Annotated in this window: 23 protein-coding genes; 11 read left to right on the top strand and 12 right to left on the bottom strand. The window is 66.6% G+C overall.

Going from position 1 to position 18461, the window contains the following annotated elements; all coding sequences use genetic code 11:
- Nucleotide 1: 1 nt before the first annotated feature.
- The gene (locus H977_RS0120010) at nt 2–445 is read right to left on the bottom strand and encodes an SRPBCC family protein (protein ID WP_029109527.1); all 444 of its coding nucleotides are present in this window, start codon (nt 443–445) and stop codon (nt 2–4) included.
- Entirely contained in the window at nt 442–774 is a 333-nt protein-coding gene (locus tag H977_RS0120005) for an ArsR/SmtB family transcription factor (protein WP_029109526.1), read from the bottom strand. The genes H977_RS0120010 and H977_RS0120005 overlap by 4 nt, the downstream gene beginning before the upstream one ends.
- Before the next feature lie 104 nt (nt 775–878).
- Between H977_RS0120005 and H977_RS0120000 the strand changes: the two genes are divergently transcribed.
- Complete coding sequence (locus H977_RS0120000) at nt 879–1649, top strand: DUF899 domain-containing protein (RefSeq protein WP_029109525.1); 771 nt, start codon at nt 879–881, stop codon at nt 1647–1649.
- A 45-nt stretch (nt 1650–1694) separates the two neighbouring features.
- The gene (locus tag H977_RS0119995) at nt 1695–3248 is read left to right on the top strand and encodes a class I adenylate-forming enzyme family protein (RefSeq protein ID WP_029109524.1); all 1554 of its coding nucleotides are present in this window, start codon (nt 1695–1697) and stop codon (nt 3246–3248) included.
- Between the two features lie 2 nt (nt 3249–3250).
- Here H977_RS0119995 and H977_RS0119990 read toward each other — a convergent pair whose 3' ends face one another.
- Complete coding sequence (locus tag H977_RS0119990) at nt 3251–3625, bottom strand: NYN domain-containing protein (RefSeq protein WP_029109523.1); 375 nt, start codon at nt 3623–3625, stop codon at nt 3251–3253.
- A gap of 97 nt (nt 3626–3722) precedes the next feature.
- Between H977_RS0119990 and H977_RS0119985 the strand changes: the two genes are divergently transcribed.
- Genes H977_RS0119985 through H977_RS0119970 form a run of 4 tightly spaced genes read left to right on the top strand, consistent with a single transcriptional unit; the run spans nt 3723 to nt 7533 of the window.
- Nucleotides 3723–4997, top strand: a complete 1275-nt coding sequence (locus tag H977_RS0119985; RefSeq protein ID WP_029109522.1) for a GTP cyclohydrolase II — start codon at nt 3723–3725, stop codon at nt 4995–4997.
- Nucleotides 4994–6211 carry a URC4/urg3 family protein gene (locus tag H977_RS0119980; RefSeq protein ID WP_029109521.1) on the top strand — a complete coding sequence of 406 codons (1218 nt, stop codon included), beginning with the start codon at nt 4994–4996 and terminating at the stop codon, nt 6209–6211. Before H977_RS0119985 ends, H977_RS0119980 begins: the two co-directional genes overlap by 4 nt.
- A 9-nt stretch (nt 6212–6220) precedes the next feature.
- Nucleotides 6221–6850, top strand: a complete 630-nt coding sequence (gene upp, locus H977_RS0119975) for a uracil phosphoribosyltransferase (protein ID WP_029109520.1) — start codon at nt 6221–6223, stop codon at nt 6848–6850.
- The gene (locus tag H977_RS0119970; protein WP_029109519.1) at nt 6847–7533 is read left to right on the top strand and encodes a CPBP family intramembrane glutamic endopeptidase; all 687 of its coding nucleotides are present in this window, start codon (nt 6847–6849) and stop codon (nt 7531–7533) included. Before upp ends, H977_RS0119970 begins: the two co-directional genes overlap by 4 nt.
- Before the next feature lie 15 nt (nt 7534–7548).
- Here H977_RS0119970 and H977_RS0119965 read toward each other — a convergent pair whose 3' ends face one another.
- The 3 genes from H977_RS0119965 to ripD all read right to left on the bottom strand — a co-directional run bounded on the left by H977_RS0119965 (nt 7549) and on the right by ripD (nt 10142).
- A complete protein-coding gene (locus H977_RS0119965) occupies nt 7549–8331 on the bottom strand; it encodes a hypothetical protein (protein ID WP_029109518.1) in 783 nt (260 codons plus the stop codon).
- 55 nt (nt 8332–8386) lie between these two features.
- Nucleotides 8387–9445, bottom strand: a complete 1059-nt coding sequence (locus tag H977_RS0119960) for a M48 family metallopeptidase (RefSeq protein ID WP_029109517.1) — start codon at nt 9443–9445, stop codon at nt 8387–8389.
- 79 nt (nt 9446–9524) lie between these two features.
- Nucleotides 9525–10142: an NlpC/P60 family peptidoglycan-binding protein RipD gene (gene ripD / locus H977_RS0119955; RefSeq protein ID WP_029109516.1), complete on the bottom strand. Its 618-nt coding sequence runs from the start codon at nt 10140–10142 to the stop codon at nt 9525–9527.
- Between the two features lie 347 nt (nt 10143–10489).
- On the opposite strand from ripD, the gene tenA reads away from it, so the two are divergent.
- Nucleotides 10490–11173, top strand: coding sequence for a thiaminase II (tenA, locus tag H977_RS0119950; RefSeq protein WP_029109515.1), 684 nt, complete (start codon nt 10490–10492; stop codon nt 11171–11173).
- A 63-nt stretch (nt 11174–11236) separates the two neighbouring features.
- Here tenA and tpx read toward each other — a convergent pair whose 3' ends face one another.
- A complete protein-coding gene (tpx, locus tag H977_RS0119945) occupies nt 11237–11731 on the bottom strand; it encodes a thiol peroxidase (protein ID WP_029109514.1) in 495 nt (164 codons plus the stop codon).
- A gap of 62 nt (nt 11732–11793) precedes the next feature.
- Between tpx and H977_RS0119940 the strand changes: the two genes are divergently transcribed.
- The gene (locus tag H977_RS0119940) at nt 11794–12687 is read left to right on the top strand and encodes an aminoglycoside phosphotransferase family protein (protein WP_029109513.1); all 894 of its coding nucleotides are present in this window, start codon (nt 11794–11796) and stop codon (nt 12685–12687) included.
- Between the two features lie 14 nt (nt 12688–12701).
- On the opposite strand, the gene H977_RS0119935 is transcribed toward H977_RS0119940, so the two are convergent.
- Nucleotides 12702–13025, bottom strand: coding sequence for a hypothetical protein (locus tag H977_RS0119935; protein WP_155946727.1), 324 nt, complete (start codon nt 13023–13025; stop codon nt 12702–12704).
- A gap of 159 nt (nt 13026–13184) precedes the next feature.
- Nucleotides 13185–14153, bottom strand: coding sequence for an o-succinylbenzoate synthase (locus H977_RS0119930; RefSeq protein ID WP_029109511.1), 969 nt, complete (start codon nt 14151–14153; stop codon nt 13185–13187).
- A gap of 128 nt (nt 14154–14281) precedes the next feature.
- Here H977_RS0119930 and H977_RS0119925 point away from each other — a divergent pair, with 128 nt between their 5' ends.
- Together H977_RS0119925 and H977_RS0119920 are read left to right on the top strand one after the other, a co-directional pair.
- Nucleotides 14282–14533, top strand: coding sequence for a hypothetical protein (locus tag H977_RS0119925; protein ID WP_029109510.1), 252 nt, complete (start codon nt 14282–14284; stop codon nt 14531–14533).
- Between the two features lie 18 nt (nt 14534–14551).
- Entirely contained in the window at nt 14552–15214 is a 663-nt protein-coding gene (locus tag H977_RS0119920) for an MOSC domain-containing protein (RefSeq protein WP_029109509.1), read from the top strand.
- Between the two features lie 59 nt (nt 15215–15273).
- Here the strand turns inward: H977_RS0119920 and H977_RS0119915 are convergent, their stop codons facing one another.
- Together H977_RS0119915 and H977_RS0119910 are read right to left on the bottom strand one after the other, a co-directional pair.
- Nucleotides 15274–15927, bottom strand: coding sequence for an HD domain-containing protein (locus H977_RS0119915; RefSeq protein WP_036476478.1), 654 nt, complete (start codon nt 15925–15927; stop codon nt 15274–15276).
- Between the two features lie 49 nt (nt 15928–15976).
- Nucleotides 15977–16519, bottom strand: a complete 543-nt coding sequence (locus H977_RS0119910; RefSeq protein WP_029109507.1) for a cupin domain-containing protein — start codon at nt 16517–16519, stop codon at nt 15977–15979.
- Nucleotides 16520–16638: 119 nt separating this feature from the next.
- Between H977_RS0119910 and H977_RS0119905 the strand changes: the two genes are divergently transcribed.
- Nucleotides 16639–17610, top strand: coding sequence for a GlxA family transcriptional regulator (locus H977_RS0119905; protein ID WP_029109506.1), 972 nt, complete (start codon nt 16639–16641; stop codon nt 17608–17610).
- Between the two features lie 9 nt (nt 17611–17619).
- On the opposite strand, the gene H977_RS0119900 is transcribed toward H977_RS0119905, so the two are convergent.
- Entirely contained in the window at nt 17620–18309 is a 690-nt protein-coding gene (locus H977_RS0119900) for an Rv0518 family GDSL lipase (RefSeq protein ID WP_029109505.1), read from the bottom strand.
- Nucleotides 18310–18461 lie beyond the last annotated feature (152 nt).

The raw sequence follows: 18461 nt of genomic DNA, 5'->3' as shown, positions 1-18461 counted from the left end.
TCTAGGTCGCGGCACGCTCGAGGCGGGCTCCCAGCTGCTCGAAGGTGAGGACCCACCCGCTGTGGAAGTTGTCGAATTCCTCTGGGGGCAAAAGGGAATGCTCGATCGACATCAAGGTCTGCCCGTCACCGGCCGGTTCGAATTCGACGTTGACGATGCTCACCACCGTCGGATCGCTCCAGTCCGAGTTGCTCCAGGTGAAGCGCAGCACGCGAGGCCGCTCGATGGCCAGGAACTGCCCGGTGATCAGCACGCTCGTGCCGGAATCGTCGACGTCGAACCGCACGATCCCGCCGACCCGGGGTTCGACCACCACCTCGACGCAGTGCACGGGGCGCGGGCACATCCAGTCCCTCAGCGACTCGGGATCCAGCCATTGGTCGAATACGACATCAGGGGCCGCGGGCATCAGGCGCCGCACGCGGACTGTCGGCGCGTCGGTCATCGAGAGTCCGCCTGACGCCGCAACCGTGCCGCCAGCGCGTCGGCACGGCTCGACCAGAAGTCCGTCTGCTCGTCCATCCACTGCTGGGCCATGGTCAATCCGTCGTGCTTGAGCGACACCCAGTGCTCGCGACCACGGACCTCGCGCTGCACCAAACCGGCGGCTTCCAGCACCCCGACATGCCGCGAGACCCCCGCGAACGTCATGGGCAACGGCGCGGCCAAGTCGCTGATGCGGGCATCACCCTGACGCAGCGCCTCCAGTAGACGGCGACGCGTCGGATCGGCCAGGGCCGAATAGGCACGGTCCAGGACTTGATCTTCAACCACCTTGTTGACTATAGCCACGAACCGTGGTGTGCTGAAGCAATGTTATTCAACTGAGTTGTTGAATGTTTGACCGGAGATCAAGAGCACCGACGACGGGAGCAGCCGTGAAGAACCCACCGATCGTGCCGGCGGCGGAATGGCAAGCCGCGCTGGAGGAAATGCTGGTCAAGGAAAAGGAGTTCACCCGAACACGGGATCGCCTCGCGGCCCTTCGCCGGCGGATGCCGTGGACGCCGGTGGACAAGGACTACGCATTCGAAGGACCCGAGGGCACGATGACGCTGCTCGACCTGTTCGCCGGGCGCCGTCAACTGATCGTCTACCGCGCGTTCCTCGATCCGGGTGTGGACGACTGGCCGGAGCACGGTTGTGTCGGCTGTTCGTTGATGGCCGATCACATCGGTAACCTTGCCCACCTCAATGCCCGCGACACCACACTCGTCTACGCCTCCCGCGGGGCGCAGGCCGACATCGCCCGGATCAAGGCGCGCATGGGCTGGAGTCACCCGTGGTACACCATGATCCCCACCGAGGGCGCGGAGTTCGACGTGGACTTCGGCGTCGACGAATGGCACGGCACCAATGCCTTCATCCGTGACGGTGATCAGATTTTCCGCACTTACTTCATCAACGACCGCGGCGACGAAGTGTTCGTCAACACCTGGAACTTCCTGGATATGACGGCGCTCGGTCGACAGGAGAGCTGGGAGGATTCCCCGCCGGGTTATCCGCAGACCAAACCGTACGAGTGGTGGTCCTGGCACGACACGTACGCCGCGCATGAGCCCTCGCGGTGGTTCGGCGACCCCGACCCCGACAACCCCCACGATCCACGCCCACCACGAGCCGACTGCCCCGCGTGCGGAAGCCAGTGACCCACCGCGGGTAGGCCGGTATGGACCATTGGAGAAGATGGTCCGGTGACACCACCCCCGCTGACCATCCCGGCGCTGCTCCACCGCAGCGTTGCCCAGTTCGGTGAATCCGCCTACCTGGTCACACCCAGCGATCGGCTCACCTACCTGGAGGCCGAGCAGCGGTCGGGGCGCCTGGCACGGTGGTTGCTGCGCGAGGGGGTGGGCAAGGGCACGCGCGTAGGCCTGTTCTTCCCCAACAGTGCCGAGTGGGTGACGTGGTGGCTCGCGGTGTCGCGGATCGGTGCGGTCGCCGTGCCGTTGAGCACGCTCTACACCTCCGCCGAGATCGCAAAGGTGTTGCGCCTGGCCGACATCGGGCTGCTCATCGCGCCCGACACCGTATTGAACATCGATGTGGCAGCACGGTTGGAAGCGGCCCTGCCCGAGCTGACCGACCAGCCCACGAACCGGCTGGCCCTGCGCGCCGCCCCCTATCTGCGTCGCATCGCACTGACCGGCGCGGTGGACCGGCCCTGGGTCTCACCAGGGTGTGACGAGACGGCCGACGAGGTGCCGGTCGAAGTGCTGGCCGCAGCCGAGGCCGAGGTCTCCCCCGCCGACCTCGCCATCATGGTCCACACATCGGGGTCCACCGCCGATCCCAAGGGGGTCCTGCACACCCACGGCACGCTGGTGCGGCAGACCTCGACCTGGCCGAGCGCCATCCGGGCGATCACCGGGACCGAGGATGAGTCCCGGGTCCTGTGCGCGATGCCGTTCTTCTGGATCGGCGGATTGCTCGCGGTCACCGGCGCACTGCACGAACCGGTGACCGTCGTGGTCATGCCGAAACTGGATCCCGCCACCGCGCTGGATCTCGCTGAGCGCGAACGCATCACCGGACTCGTCGGCTGGCCCGCATTCACCCAGCGGTTGCGCGAACATCCGTCCTTCGCCGAGCGGAACCTGAGCAGTGCGCCGATGCTGCGCGACGGTCCGCTCGACATCGCCATGACCGATGTGCCCGACGGATTTCCGGTCCACCGCACCATGTCTGAGACCGCGGGCGGATTCGCCTTCACCGACATGGCGATCGTCGACGAGCACGGTTCCCCTGTCGCGCCCGGGGACACCGGTGAACTGCTGGTCCGGGGTATCGGAGTGATGGCCGGATACAACAAGCGTGAACGGTCCGAGACCTTCGATGCCGACGGTTGGTACCACACCGGCGACAAGGTTTACCGCCGCGACGGCGATCCCCGGCTGTTCTACGTCGGCCGGACCACCGATCTGATCAAGGCCGCGGGCGCCAACGTCTCACCCTTGGAGGTCGAGGCAGTCGTCGCCGAATCGGCTGGTGTCGCGCAGTGCGTGGTCGTCGGCATCGATGACCCACAGCGCGGCGAGGAAGTCTGCGCGATCGTGGTGCCCACCGCGGAGGTCGACCTGGGATCCTTGGCCGCTTCCGCCCGCGAACAGTTGTCCGCCTACAAGGTGCCCACCCGGTGGGCGCTGACCACCAGCGAACGGATACCGACCCTTCCCAGCGGAAAGTTCGATCGGAAAAGCCTGCGCCAGTTGATCATTGATGGATCGATCGAGACAGTACGCGTTTAAGCTCAGAATCGATCGATCAGCTCGCGGAACCCGGCAGCCGGATGGAGCAGTGCGCCCTCGGCGCGGACCCGCTCGGCCAGTGCGCTGTCCGATGTCACAACAGTGATCTCTCCGGGCCGGGAATCCGCCTGGACCAGCCGCACGATCTCGTCGTCGGCGGAATTCGCGGCGGCCCGCGGGGCATGGCGTATCTCGATGGCCGCGGACTCGATCGGCGGCGTCGTCGGACCTTCGAACACCACCGTCACGGGATCTTCCCCGGCCGCGGCCCAGCGCTCGAGCCGCTGGACCAAATCGGCCATCGCGCCGCGGCGGTCCTTCCACCAGCCGTCCGGCTTCGATCCGATCACGTTCATGGCGTCCACGATCCAGCGCACCGCACCGACGATACGGCGACACCGCATGCAGAACCCGCCGAATCAGGGTTCACTGGAATGTCTCAGCCGGCGCGTGCGCCGAGGAAGGAGCACCGAGATGGTCGTCGAATCGAGTGGTGCATCGGCGGAGCCCGCGAAGGCCCGACATATCCGGCTGACATCCCACAGTGCTGTCGCGGGTACCCCGACGATCCACTGGGCCGCACCGAGTGCCGCCGAGCGGGGTCCCGTGATCGGTACCACCACCACGCGCGCACACCGCAATGTGATCGGCACCCACAGCGGGTCGTACAGCGTGTACCGGGCACTGGCCGTCGCCGCCGGCGCGCTGTCCCCCGCCCACCGTGCCGACCTGACCAACACCGCTCCCACCGACGTGATCGGGCCATACCCACAGTGGAGCCAACCGCACGCGATCGTGAGCCTTGACCCCTGGGGCGCGTTGGTTTCCGACGCGTTCGCCACCGAGCTGGCGGCCGGCTACGACATCCGGCCCACCATCGCGGTGACCAAGGCCCATGTGCTCGTGCCCGAGATCGCCACGGCCATCGCTGCCGGACGGCTGCATCCGGACGGCGAAGTGCTTCTGAAAAACGGTGCGGCACTGGTGACCAAGGCCGCCATCGAGCCCGTGTGGTTCCTGCCCGGTGTGGCGGCCCGGTTCGGATGCACCGAGACCGCGCTGCGCCGGGTGCTGTTCGAGGAGACCGGCGGAATGTACCCAGAACTCGTCACCCGCGGCGACCTCGAGGTGTTCCTGCCCCCGATCGGCGGGCAGACCCTCTACATCTTCGGTGCACCACGCGATCTGGCCGATCCGACCGTGGAACTGACAGCTCGGGTACACGACGAGTGCAATGGTTCGGATGTTTTCGGTTCCGACATCTGCACGTGCAGGCCCTATCTCACCCACGCGCTCGAGGAGTGCATCGCCGGGGCCCAGCGTGGAGGCGTGGGGCTGGTCGCATATTCACGCAAGGAAGGCCGCGCACTGGGCGAGGTGACCAAGTTCCTGGTGTACAACGCACGCAAGCGCCAGGACGGCGGCGACACCGCCGACCAGTACTTCGCCCGTACCGAATGCGTGGCGGGCGTGCAGGACATGCGGTTCCAGGAGCTCATGCCCGATGTCCTGCACTGGTTGGGCATCCGCAGAATTCACCGCCTGGTCTCGATGAGCAACATGAAATACGACGCGATCACCGGTTCCGGGATCGAGGTCGGCGAACGGGTGAACATTCCCGACGAGCTGATTCCCGACGACGCCCGGGTCGAGATCGACGCCAAGATGGCCGCCGGCTACTTCACCCCGGGGCCGGTGCCCGGCGTCGACGAACTCAAGATCGCCAAGGGCCGCGGACTCATCCCGTGACCACCACCGTGGACGGCTCGGCGGCCGTCGCCACCCTGCGCACCACCGCCGCGATTCGCGAACGGGCCCAACACCTTCTCCGGCGCGCGCGGGCCGGCCAGTCGCCCTGGTTCCTGGTCGATGACGATGCCCTGGACCACGCGGCCGTCAGCGTCGCCGACGTGACGCGGACCCGCTACCCCACGCTCGCCATCCCCTACCACAGCAGATGGCGTCATTTCGAGGCAGGCGGGATCGACCGTCGAGCCGAGTTATCCACGCGCACAAGAAATATGGATGCCTCAGCCCAAGCTCGCTCGATGATCGACCTGGCGGTCGTGAGCGTGCTACTGGACGCGGGCGCCGGAACCGACTGGCAATACACCGAATCCGACACCGGCCTGGTCCTGACCCGGTCGGAAGGGCTGGGGGTGGCCGGCTGGCATGCCTTCTGCGGTGGATTGTTCTCCAGTGATCCCGGCGATCCCCTGCGGGTCGATGCAACCGCGCTCCGGCGCCTCGACGCCGAGAGTCTTTCCGCCGCCTTTCAGGTGGGCCCCGAGAACCCGTTGGTCGGGCTCGCAGGCCGCGTCGAACTGCTGCGCCGACTCGGCACGCAACTGGCCACTCACCCCGGCGTGTTCGGCCCGCACGGCCGGCCCGGTGGGCTGTTCGACACGGTGTCCGGTCCCGCGGTCGCGGCCCACGACCTGCTCTCCACCGTATTGGGGACCCTCTCCGGAGTGTGGCTGACCGGCAACGCCATCGATGGCCGACCGCTGGGTGACTGCTGGCCGCACGCGGAGGTCCCCGGGCCCGGTCTCTCGCGTGGATGGATGCCGTTTCACAAGTTGTCGCAATGGCTGACCTATTCACTGCTGGAGCCGTTCGAATGGGCAGGAGTCACGGTGACCGACATCGACGCCCTCACCGGGTTGCCCGAGTACCGAAACGGCGGTCTGCTCCTGGACACCGGCGTCCTGCGGTTGCGTGATCCCGCGCTCGCCGAACGGGACTGGGCCGTGGGCGACGAAATCGTGGTGGAATGGCGGGCACTGACCGTCGCGCTGCTCGACGAATTGGCGCCCCTCGTTGTGCGCCATCTCGAGGTCCCGCAACTACCGCTGGCCTGCGTGCTGGAGGGCGGAACCTGGGCGACCGGACGCGCACTCGCTGCCCGCCTGCACGACGGCCGGCCGCCGTTGTCCATCGTCAGCGACGGCACGGTCTTCTAGGAGGACACCATGGGAAACCTGCACGTCATCGACCATCCGCTGGTACAGCACAAGCTGACACTGATGCGGCAGAAAGACCTGTCCACCAAAGGATTTCGCCAGCTTCTCATCGAGATATCGATGCTCATGAGCTATGAGGTGCTGCGCGACATCCCCGTCCACGACATCGACGTCGAGACGCCACTGGAATCGACCACAGGAGCCGTGATCGACGGCAAGAAACTGGTGTTCGTGTCCATTCTGCGGGCCGGCAGCGGCATCCTGGACGGCATGCTCAGTGTGATGCCCAATGCCCGGGTAGGCCACATCGGCCTGTACCGCGACCCGAAGACCCGCGTGGCCGTGGAGTATTACTTCAAGCTGCCCAGTGATCTTGAGGAACGGGACGTCGTGGTCGTCGATCCGATGCTGGCCACCGGCAATTCAGCCGTCGCGGCGATCGACCGCATCAAGGAGTACGGCCCCCGCTCCATCAGGTTCGTCTGCCTGCTGACATGCCCCGAAGGCGTCGCGGCGATGCACGAGGCGCACCCGGACGTTCCCATCTACGCTGCGGCACTGGATCGGGAACTCGACGAGCAGGGCTACATCGTGCCCGGCGTCGGCGATGCCGGTGACCGCATCTTCGGAACCAAGTGACCACTCACCGTTGGGGTCTGGGCGCATTCCTGATCGTCGAGGCCGTCTACCTGCTCACCTCGGCAGCGTTCGGCGTGTTCGCACCCGCCGGTCCACCGCCCGCCTGGTTGATCACCCTGGCGATCGGCGTGCCGACACTGGTGGCCGCAGCTCTGGCCATCGCGATCGCGTCATGGCGAGGCAACGGGGCCCGTATCGACTTTCGGTGGCAATGGTCTTGGCGCGCCATCGGTATCGGGGTGGCCTTCGGCGTCGGCGGCCTCTTCGTCACCCTGCCCGCGGCGTTGCTCTACCAGTCGATCGTCGGGCCGGACGCGACGTCAGCCGTGGGAGGTGTCTACGAGGGCGTACGGACCGTCTGGCCGGTCGCGGTGACCGTTTTGCTCCTGGTGGCCGTCGTCGCCCCCATCTGCGAAGAGGTGGTCTACCGGGGACTGCTCTGGGGCGCGCTCGAACAACGCTGGGGTCGGATCACCGCCGTGACGGTGTCCACCCTGGTGTTCGCCCTGGCCCACATGGAACCTCAGCGCGCTCCGTTGCTCCTGGTGGTGGCAATCCCGATTGCCTTGGCCCGGCTGTACTCCGGAAGCTTGTGGGGCGGCATCATCGCCCATCAGGTGACCAACCTGCTGCCGGGCATCGTGATGATGTTCGGCCTGCTCGGGATGGTGCCGGCGGGCTGAGGTGTCACCGCCTGCCTATCGCCTGCGGTCGCGCACCTTGTACGTCGACGGCCATGACATCCGGGATTCGTCACCCACCAACGGAGTTCCGGATCCGCCGACCCGAACGTCGTACGCCTCCTGCCCGGCGCCGACCTCGCGGTTGGCGTGCTCCTGCGCCAGGTAGTACAGCTGGTCGATCTCGGCCTCCGAGAACGCCACGAACGTGGTCTTGCGCACGATGTCGTTCATCCCCGCCGTCATCCGGTCGGGCAGGACCCGGGAGGCCAGCGCGGCCAGGCCCAACAGGGCGAACGGGATGACCCAGTAGAAGACGAACGACAGCGGCGTCTTGGTGTCCAGGATCGTGGCATCACCCTGCACGATGGGCGGGATCGCCGAGGAGATGGTCATCCCGGCGAATGCGCCCACCCAGATCCAGGTCAGGATCTTCACGATCCGTTGGAACAGATCGCTTTCCACGACTCCGGGCGGCTGGCCCGCCGCGGCGAACTCCAGGACGAACGGCTTTCCGATCAACAGGCCGATCAGCGCTACCAGGAAGATGCCCACCGTGCTCAGCGGCTGGATCCAGCGCTCCATGACGTCCTGGCTCAGCACCAGGGTCACGATCGTCAGCACGACGAAGGTCGCGAGAGCGCCGACCTCCAATGTGCGTCCCGGCGTGCCGGAGATCCGGCTGATCACAAACGTCGCGATCGCCGTCGCCAGAGCCACCAGCACGGCGACCAGGAACGGCACATTGCCGACGAGTACCCAGTAGATGATCCACGGCGCGAAGCCAAACAGGATGCCCACGAGCGCCTAGTCTAGGGGCTTACCGTAGACCCGACGGCAACTACCCACCGGACCGCTACTCCTCGCCGGGCCGGTTGTTGCGGCGCCACTCGGAGATCTTGCGGCCCATCGCGTCGGCAGCGCTCGTCGCGGCCTGGCCCACTCCGTCGACGACACCGCCCAAACCGTCCCGGATGCCACGGATCAACGGATCATCGGACTGGTCGAATCCATCCTTGTAATGGCGTGCCGCCGCGCTGACGTCTTCGGTCCAGCTCGCCGTGTCATCATCGGACCGCAGCGGATAGTCGCCGGCCATGATCGCCCCGTATCCGCCGGTGTCGACCCACTTGGTCAGAGCGGCGGCCCGCAGCACCGAGAAGGGATGGGTGCGCAACTCCAGGTTGAGCAGCTTGAGCAACCCATCGCGCATGTCTCCGGTGGCGTCATAGTCACGCGCTTGCGCGAGGAAGGCCTGCGTGTCGAGCTTCTCGAGATGACTACCTGCCGCCAGCTTCAGCTCGACCCGAATGGCCGTGTCGAAGTCCTGGCCACACAACAGGCCCGCGCGATCCCCCGAAAGCTCGGATTTACGTTGCCATTCCTGCAAGGCCGCGACGATCGCCCGCAGCGCCCAGCCTCCGATCGGGATGAAACCGAACGACGAGCCCAGGCGCATCAGATGATTGAGCATGGTGCGGTAGACGGCATGTCCGCTGAGCGCATGGCCGAGCTCGTGACCGATGATGAAACGCATCTCGTCGTGTGTCATCAGGTCGTAGAGGCCGGAGGTGATCACGATGAACGGATCGTCCATGCCGATGCAGTACGCGTTGGCTTCCGGGGATTGGATGACGAACATCTCCGGACGCACCGGAGCGTCGAGCACCTGCACGCACTCCTCCAGCAGCGCATCCAGGTCGGCGAACTGCCGTGGACCCACCCTTGCCGAACTGGCCAGGTACAGCAACCGGTGTTTGCGCTCGCGAAACATCCCCGACAGCACCTTGAGGATCTGGTCGAATCCCTTGAGCCGGCGCAGCGCGGTCAGCGCCGTCCGGTCCGCCGGGTGCTCCCAGGCGCGCGAACTGATGTCGGGAAAAACGGTTCGCGTGATCGCGGGGATCTGTTCCATCGGTCCTGTGCGCCCTTCGTCGTCGACGGCTCACAGCCTACGGAGAGTTGAGCTGCCCAGGACGCACAAATTTCGGCGGTCAGGCGATGATGCGGACCAAATAGGGAGTCATACCCGCGCCCCGCACCGGCGTGACGGCGACTGCCGGCTCGGTGCCCTGGATCATCTGATTGTTGCCGAGGTAGAGCGCCACGCTCTGGGTGCCCTCGGGCCCGTAGAAGATCAGGTCACCGGGCAGTGCCTGCGACGGCAACACCTTCTGACCGACCTTGTACTGCTCACCTGAGGATCGCGGCATCTTCACGCCGGCCCCCGCGAAGGCATACACGATCAAGCCGGAGGCATCGAATCCGACCACGCTCGACGACGGATCAGGGGCAAGGCCGACACCCGGCGTCAGCACCGGGGCGGTTACCGCCGGGGTGGACAGCCCAGGTGTCAGACCGCCCCCGATGGCGGGCGGGGTCACCGGAGTCAGGCCCGGAGCGGGCAGTGTGCGGGCGACGCCGCGGGTCGGCCCGTTGACATCGCCGCCCCCGTAGCTGAAGGGCACACCGCGCTGCGACAACGCGCGGGCGATCACGAGATCGACATAACGCTGATTGCCGGTAGGGCGTTCGATCGGTGCGGCGCCGGCCAGTCCGGGAGTCGCTACCAGAAATGCCAGACCGAACAGAAGGGCAAAGGTACGTCTCATCGAACATCAACTCTCTCGACCACCGGACGACGACATCGACTGCGGGTCGTCGTCAGTCGAGTCAACCATTTGTACCGCGTGGTGAGCGATTTGCCCAATCCGTATGGGGCACAAGCACGATCAGATGCATTACCGTGACCGAACGGTTACCGCGCGCGCCGGAGCCAGTGCGAGTGGCGGCGCCGGTCACACCGTCCAGGACACCGCTGAACCGCGATGCACATGCGCGCCAGGGCAAAGTATCCGCCTGGGTTCCGCCCGAAGCCCCACCGTCACGAAAATCGTTGCGGCAGACTGCTTGCAGAGGTGGCACCCAACGTTTGCGGGCGACCTGCCACGATGGTGACATGCGCCCCGACGCGAATCCGCAATCCTGGTCGGCCCGACTGTGGGAGACGATCGAACCGACATTCGCCGCCATCCTGGCGCACCCGTTCCTGACGGGCCTCACCGACGGCGGCCTGGATGACGGCGCGTTTGCGCAGTACGTCGCGCAAGACGTGCACTACCTGCGCGACTACGCCCGCGCGCTGGCGATCGTCGCCGCCAAGGCGCCCACACTCGCCGACACCGCGATGTTCACCCGGCATGCCGCCGAGGTCTTCGATGTCGAACTCGCACTACACAACGAACTGCTGCCCGAACTGGGGCTGGATGCGGCTGCACTGGACGCGACGCCGGTAACCCCGACCACCCGCGCCTACACGAGTTATCTGCTGGCCACCGCCTACGGAGGCGGGTTCGCCGAGGGATTGGCGGCGGTCCTGCCCTGCTACTGGATCTATGCCCGGGTCGGGACGGCGCTGCTGGAACGCGGTTCGCCCGATCGGCGCTACCAGCGGTGGATCGACAGCTACGGAGGCGAGGAATACGCGACCACCGTCGCCGAGGTGCTGGAACTCACGGATCGGCTCGGACCGACACTGGGCGGGGCGGACGAGGCCGCCGCGCAAGCCCATTTCGCGGTCACGGCGAAATACGAGTGGATGTTCTTCGACGCGGCCTATCGCCGCGAGCAGTGGCCGGTCTGATCGCCGGCACTGGTTGCGCTTCGTCCCTCACCGGCGCGTCGCGCCGGTGAGGGACGAACGCGACTACTTGAGCGCGGCCAGGGCTGCGTCGTAGTTCGGTTCCTGGACGATCTCGGGCACCAGCTCCGTGTAGGCCACCTTGCCGTCGGCGCCGATGACGACGACCGCTCGGCCGAGCAGACCTGCCATCGGGCCGTCGGCGAGTGTGATGCCGTAGTCCTCACCGAAGCTGTCCCGGAACGCCGACGCGGTGGTGACGTTCTCGATGCCCTCGGCACCGCAGAACCGCGCTTGCGCGAACGGCAGGTCCTTCGACACACACAGCACCGTGGCGCCGCTTGCGGCCGCACGCTCGTTGAAGGCGCGCACACTGGCCGCGCAGATCCCGGTGTCGATGGACGGGAAGATGTTCAGCAGCACGGACTTGCCGTTGTACTGCTCGCTGGTGACCGCACCGAGATCGGTGCCGGTCAGCGAGAAGCTGGGGGCCGCGCTACCGACTGCCGGCAGGTCACCGACCGTGTTTATGGGGTTTCCCTTGAGAGTTATCTGTGCCATAGGGCACAGTCTGTCAAAACCGGATGCCTGACGGACCGCCCGGGGTGCGACCATGGACCGCGATGATCGATCTGCCCGAGGGCGTGCGCGCGATGGGCGCACGAGGGCCGGAGTGGCAATCGTGGGTCGACAGCCTGCCGAGACTGATCCGCGCCCAGGTCGACGAATGGGACCTGCACGCCGACGGGCCCGCAATTCACGGCTACTGCTCGATGGTGCTGCCGGTACGGACCCGCGACGATGTGCCCGCGGTGCTCAAGGCCGCTTTTCCCGACGACGAGTCACAACACGAACACCTGGCGCTTCGCCGGTGGGCAGGCGCCGGTGCGGCCCGACTGCTCAGCGCCGACCCGCACCGTCGGATGCTGCTACTGGAACGGCTGCACCAGCGAAACCTCAACGAGCTCTGGGACATTGAGGCCTGTGAGATCGTGGCTGAGCTCTACCGGAGGATTCATGTCCCGGCGCTGCCGCAGCTGCGGTCGCTGGCCGTGCACACCGCCCGGTCGACCGCTGATCTGAAGCGGCTCCCCCGCAATGCCCCGGTGCCACGTCGGCTGGTGGAACAGGCGATCGCCCTCGGCGACGATCTGGCCGCCGACCCGACGGTCACCGGCACCCTGATCCACGGGGACCTGCATTACGAGAATGTGCTCGCCGGCGATCGCGAGCCATGGCTGGTGATCGATCCCAAGCCGATGAACGGCGACCCGCACTACGAGGTCGCGCCGATGCTGTGGAACCGGTGGGACGAGCTTGCCGGCTACGTTCGCGACGGCGTCCGACGCCGGCTGTCGGCTCTGGTCGACGCCGCCGCCCTGGATATGGACCGGGCCAGGGCCTGGGTCATCGTCCGGATGATGCACAACGCGATGTGGGAGCTGACGGAAATGCCCGAACCCGACGCGGACTGGGTGACCACCTGTGTGGCGATCGCAAAGGCAGTACAGGACTGAGATTCTCAGGCGGCTCAGATCACTTTGTAGGTGAGGTCGTACTGGGCCCCCGCGCCCCTGAACTGCTGGGTGAGCTCTCCCCGTCCCAAGTCGTCGGAACAGATGAGTATCGAGCCGACATCCTCCATCTCGTCGGTACGCACATCCACTTCCCTCAACACGATCTCGAGCTTGCCGTCGAAGGGCAGCAGTCGGTCCAGATTCACCACATCCCCCTGGCACATCGACACAGCCTTGAACTGGAACCCGTCCGCTCTGCTGATACTGAGCTCGTCGGTTCCACCAGAGTCCTGGGTCTTGACGGCCCGGAGTTCCGACAGCTTGGCGAACATCGACATGGCATCCTCCGTTGGATCTTCCCGCCAGCGGTAGCTGACCAAGTCGATTCTCGAGTTGCCTGCGGTCCGCGCACATGCGTAGTGCGCTACTTGAATCTGTTGGGCAACCGGTGCCGGGCGCGAGAGGCGCTGGGTCACCGCAAATCACATCGGCGCAGTTCAGGACGCAGATAGGGCGGTGCGCAGACGTTCGCGCCACCACGCCGCTCGGCGCGGGTCGGTGACGGCGTAGCGCTCCAGCAGGTCACGCTGCGGAGCCGGGGGCATGGGCGCGACGGGTAGGTAGCCATCGACCGCGACCAGGGAACGCGAATCCGCGACCAGGTCACCAGCCAGAAACTCCCTGGTTCCCAGTTCACACGCGAACGCCAGCTCGGGTAGCGCCCCGGCCAGAGCGAGCCCCGACGCGAGGCCGATCGTCGTCTCCAGGGTTGAGCTGACCACACACGGCAAGCCGCACGACTCGGCGACCCGCAACGCGCGCCGGGCCCCGCCCAGTGGCCCGCTGGCGAGCACCGCGATGTCGGCCGCCCGGTCCAGGCGCAGGCTCATCGGGTCGTCGGCGTCGCGGATCGACTCGGCGGCCGCAACGGGCACCTCGATCCGAAGTCTCACCTGCACGAGTTCGTCCAGTGTCCGGCACGGTTGGGCGACGAACTCCAGTCCGCCGGCAGCACGATCGAGGGCGGTGATGGCGGTGACCGCGGCGTCCGGATCCCACCTGCCCTTGGCGTCGCATCTGAGTGCGCCGCCCGCTCCGAGCCCGTCGCGCACGGCCTGTACCCGCTCGACGTCCTGCGCGAGACCCGCGACACCGACCTCGACAGCCGCGGTCCGGCAGCCCGATGCCACGGCCATCTGGTGAGCGCGTTCGGGGTCCACGTTGGCCGGAATGGTGACCGCGACCGGCACTCGCCCACGCACCGGATCGGGCCAGCCCACGGTTCCCGGCTCGGTCGCCGCCGTGAGCCAGCGGCCCAGCGCACGCTCGTGCGGCAGTGGGCTGAACTCCCCCCACCCCTGCGGGCCCTCGAGCAGCATGCCCTCGCGAACGGTGAGCCCGCCGACCGGCTCGACGGTCGGAATGGCGAAAACGGGCGCACGGTCGAAGTCGATCAGGGTCTGCACAACCACGTGACGCTAGCGGACGGGCCCGGGTCTGGGCGGACAACGGGGCAACTGCCGGTACGGGCCGGGTGCGCCACCTAGACTTTGCCCATAGGTCGGGGCAGGTGCAGCTCATGAGGAGACAACCGATGACGAGCGCAGTGTGGCGCGGGGTGTTCACCGTGGTATCGGCCGCGGTGCTGTCAGCCGGGTCGATGGCGGTGGCCACCATCGTGACACCAGCCCCCAGCTCGGCCTGTGCGCCCGGGGAAACCGGTGTGACCAACGGCTGTTCGCCGTTCTGCGTACCGGGCCGGCAGCTCGATATCGCCACCGGACTGTGCCTGCCGGTGCCTCCACCGCCGGGCGCCCCGAATGGCGTTGCGACACCGCTCTTCTAAGCCACTACGCTGTGCGGCATGGCGCAGGTACTGACGGTCAACGTGGCCCATCCACGACCCAACACCGCCGAGGGGCGTGCCGTCACCGGCATCGACAAGCGCCCCGTCGACGGAGCGGTCGCGGTGCGCGCCCCCGGCCCCATGCACGGCGGGCTCGGTAGCGGCCTCGTCGGCGACACGATCGGCGACCAACAGTTTCACGGCGGAGACGACCAGGCTGTGTACGCCTACGCACGTGAGGACCTCGATGCCTGGCAGACCGAGCTGGACCGGGACATCGCCAACGGGGTGTTCGGCGAGAACCTGACCACCGCCGGTATCGACGTCACCAACGCCGTCATCGGTGAACGCTGGCGGGTCGGGTCCGGCGGCCTCGAGCTCGAGGTATCCCGGCCGCGCATCCCCTGCCGCACGTTCGCAAACTGGTTGCAGATCAACGGATGGGTCAAAACCTTTACCAGAACCGCGATTCCGGGCGCCTACCTGCGCCTGGTGACACCGGGACCGGTATCGGCCGGCGACGAGATCGTGGTTTTCGACCGGCCCGATCATGACATCACCGTCGGGTTCGTGTTCCGTGCCTTGACCCTGGAGTCGCAGCATCTGCCCGCGATCCTGCAGGCGGCCGCACTGCCGGAGCCCCTGCGGGAGCTCGCCGAACGCCGCATAGGCACTGCGTGATCAACCCGGTGAATTTCGGCGTCCCGATTCCGGCATAGCGAAACATGCTGCGGCTCTGACTATTCCGGCCAGCCGTTCTTGAGGATGATGTCGACGAAATCCTCGCGGACGAACGAGTCGTCGAAGTGCGCCAGCACGTCGGCGTTGACGGTGCCGAACGTCGACCCTGGCCGCTGCCGCACCCCGTCGGTGAACGCGCGCAGGATCCGATTCTTGAAATCCGGCCGCGGATGCACCTCGGTGACTGCGCTCAACTCCTCCGGCATCAGGTCGTCCCGGCCGATACCGAGAACGTCGGTTTCGACGCCCGCTGTCACCAGGGCGATCTCGGGGTCCAGGAACTCGGGGACTCCAGGCGTGGTGTGCAATGCGATGCCCAGCCACACCTTGCGCGCGGCCGCCTCGTCGAGCCCGCGCTGCAACAGGAAGTCCCGGGCGGCATTGGCCCCGTCGACCTCGAAGCGCAACTGCGAGGTCGTGCGGTAAGCCTCGGTGAGTCCGATGTCGTGGAACATCGCTCCCACGTAGAGCAATTCGAGATCGGGCCGCAATCCGCGGCGCAGGCCCTGCAGCGCGCCGAAGTAGAACACCCGGCGGGAATGATTGAACAGCAGGTCATCCTCGACATCGCGGATGTACTCGGTGACGTCTCGCGTCAGCGCGGTGTCGGGCAATTCGATTCCGGCGATGTTGTTGGTCAGGGACGTGGTCATGATGTGGCTCCCGGGTGCTCGGTTCTTCGGTGGACGTAGGCGGTGCGGGTCAATGGGTCGGCGGGTGCAGGTGATAGCGGGCCACGATGTCGTCGAACCAGTCCGGCACCCCATAGGTCAGCCCGTACTTGTGCGACAGCTCGATGAATTCGGGGGTGGTGTGCAGTGCGGGGCCGTCCGGACCGGATTCGCCGGCAGTCGTGAGCAGCTCACCGAGCTCGCGGAAGTAGTTCTCGAAACCGTTTCCGGGCGTGATCACTTCGATGATGCGGCCGGGCTCGGTACCGGCGTTCCACATGGCGTGCATCTGACCGCGCGGCTTCGTGATGTAGCCGCCGGGACCGAGCACGACCTCGTTGTCGTCGGAGCGGAATCCGATCTCACCCGCCAGCACGATCGAATGCTCATCTTCGTTGGTGTGCCGATGTGCCGCGGTGATCATCCCGACCCCGAAGGGGTGTTCGACGATCGAGACCAAGCCGCCGGTCGTCTTGCCGGTGAGTTTGAAGACCGCACCGAATCCCGGTATTTCGGCGGTGTCCCCTGCTCCCGGCCGAACCACGGTGACGGTTGCGCCTTCGGTGAATGACATGTCGACCTCCCTGTGCGTTCCGATGTGCCTCTTGATCTGAGACCAGTCTGCGTCGCCACCGGCCGCCGGACCCGTGGCCGATGAGCCACGTTTCCCACAAGAAGCGACACAATGGGCGCATGGCACGAGCTGTGGGGCCGCGCGAGATCGTGATCGTGGTCTTCGACGGAATGAAACTGCTGGATGCCGCCGGTCCCGCCGAGGTTTTCGCCGAGGCCAATCGGTTCGGCGCCGACTACCGGCTACGCATCGCCTCGGTCGACGGCGCCGACGTGATCACCTCGATCGGCACCGCGTTCGCCGTGACCGACCGCATCGCGGACATCTGCGGCGTGGACACCGTATTGGTTTCCGGCGGAGACGATCTCGTGGGCCGGCCGATCGATCCCGAACTGGTGGCATCGCTTCGAGATCTGCCCGTTCGGACCCGGCGGCTCGCGTCGATCTGCACAGGATCGTTCATCCTGGCCGAGGCAGGACTGCTCGACGGCCGCCGGGCCACCACGCACTGGCGCCACGCGCGGCTACTGGCGCGGGCGTATCCGAAGATCTCGGTCGAGCCCGACGCGATCTTCGTCCGGGACGGTGACGTCTACACCTCGGCCGGGGTGTCGGCGGGCATCGACCTGGCATTGGCGTTGGTGGAATCCGATTGCGGAGCCGATCTGGTCCGCAATGTCGCACGATCGCTGGTGGTGTACCTCAAACGTGCGGGCGGCCAGTCCCAGTTCTCCACACTGGTCGAGTCGGACGCGCCGGCACAATCCGCGCTGCGTCGGGTCACCGACGCGATCGCAACCGACCCCGCCGCCGACCACAGCGTGAAAAGCCTTGCAGCCCTTGCCTCATTGAGCACCCGGCAGTTGACCCGGCTGTTCCAGGCCGAGCTGGGCACCACACCGGCACGCTACGTCGAAATAGTGCGGATCGATGTCGCACGGGCAGCTCTGGACGCGGGACGTCCGGTGGGAGACACCGCCCGGCTCGCCGGGTTCGGGAGCGCGGAGACCCTGCGCCGGGTGTTCACCAGTCATCTCGGGGTGTCACCGAAGGCGTACCGGGACAGGTTCCGCACCACGTCGCGGGGCTGAGCGGGGGCCTCAGACCCAGCGCGGGAGTTCCTTGCCGATCAGCGGGGCGATCTTGTCGGCCATGTACGCGTGGCCCGCGTCGGTCGGGTGGATCCCATCGGCACCGATCAACTCCGGACGATCGAAGAACCAGCGTTCGGCGATCGGATCGACGAACGTCGCACCCACCTGCCGCGCCTGATCCCGCAGGATGTCCCGAACACCCAGCAGATTCGGCGGCACGTCCGCATTCACCCACGGCGGCCCGATCACCAGCATCCGCGCTGTGGGGGCGGCCTGCCGCGCCATCGTCAGGGCATCGTGGCTCAAACGGGTGTAGATGCCCAGGTCCGAATCCTTGTCGTTGCGCGACCCGAAGAACACGATCAAGGCGTCGTCAGGCTGCACCGCCCGGGCCGTGAGGTCGGCGAAGATGCTGCCGTGATTTCCGCGCGCCTCATAGCCGGCGCCACCCTCGGCCACCACATCGGCATCCACCTGCACACCGCGCTGCGAAAGCTTCTGCCAGGCCAGCGGCGCCCAGTTCCTCGGTCCCATGCCGCCTTCGGCGAGCATGCCCGTGGTGTACGAGTCCCCGATCACGGAGATGTGGTTGATCTGCGGGTCCAGACCGGAGGCGACATAACGCTGCTGAGGAGCCTGCATGAACAGCCCGACCAGGAGGGCGAGCGAGACGATGAAAGTGGTCAGACGACTCACTGCAACCTCCACTGCCGGCGGGACCAATTCGTCCCGGACCGCGATACGCCGAACAGCCTATGGGGTGAACCCGGGCCGGACATAAGCGGTCGATGACACACCGATAACAAGGGCATAACAACCTGTCGCGCAGCGGGTTTGGATAGTTACAG

The organism is Mycobacterium sp. URHD0025 (assembly GCF_000426065.1).
Taxonomy (GTDB): domain Bacteria; phylum Actinomycetota; class Actinomycetes; order Mycobacteriales; family Mycobacteriaceae; genus Mycobacterium.
Note: the sequence above shows the minus strand (reverse complement) of the source record. Positions and strands in the feature narration are given on the sequence as shown.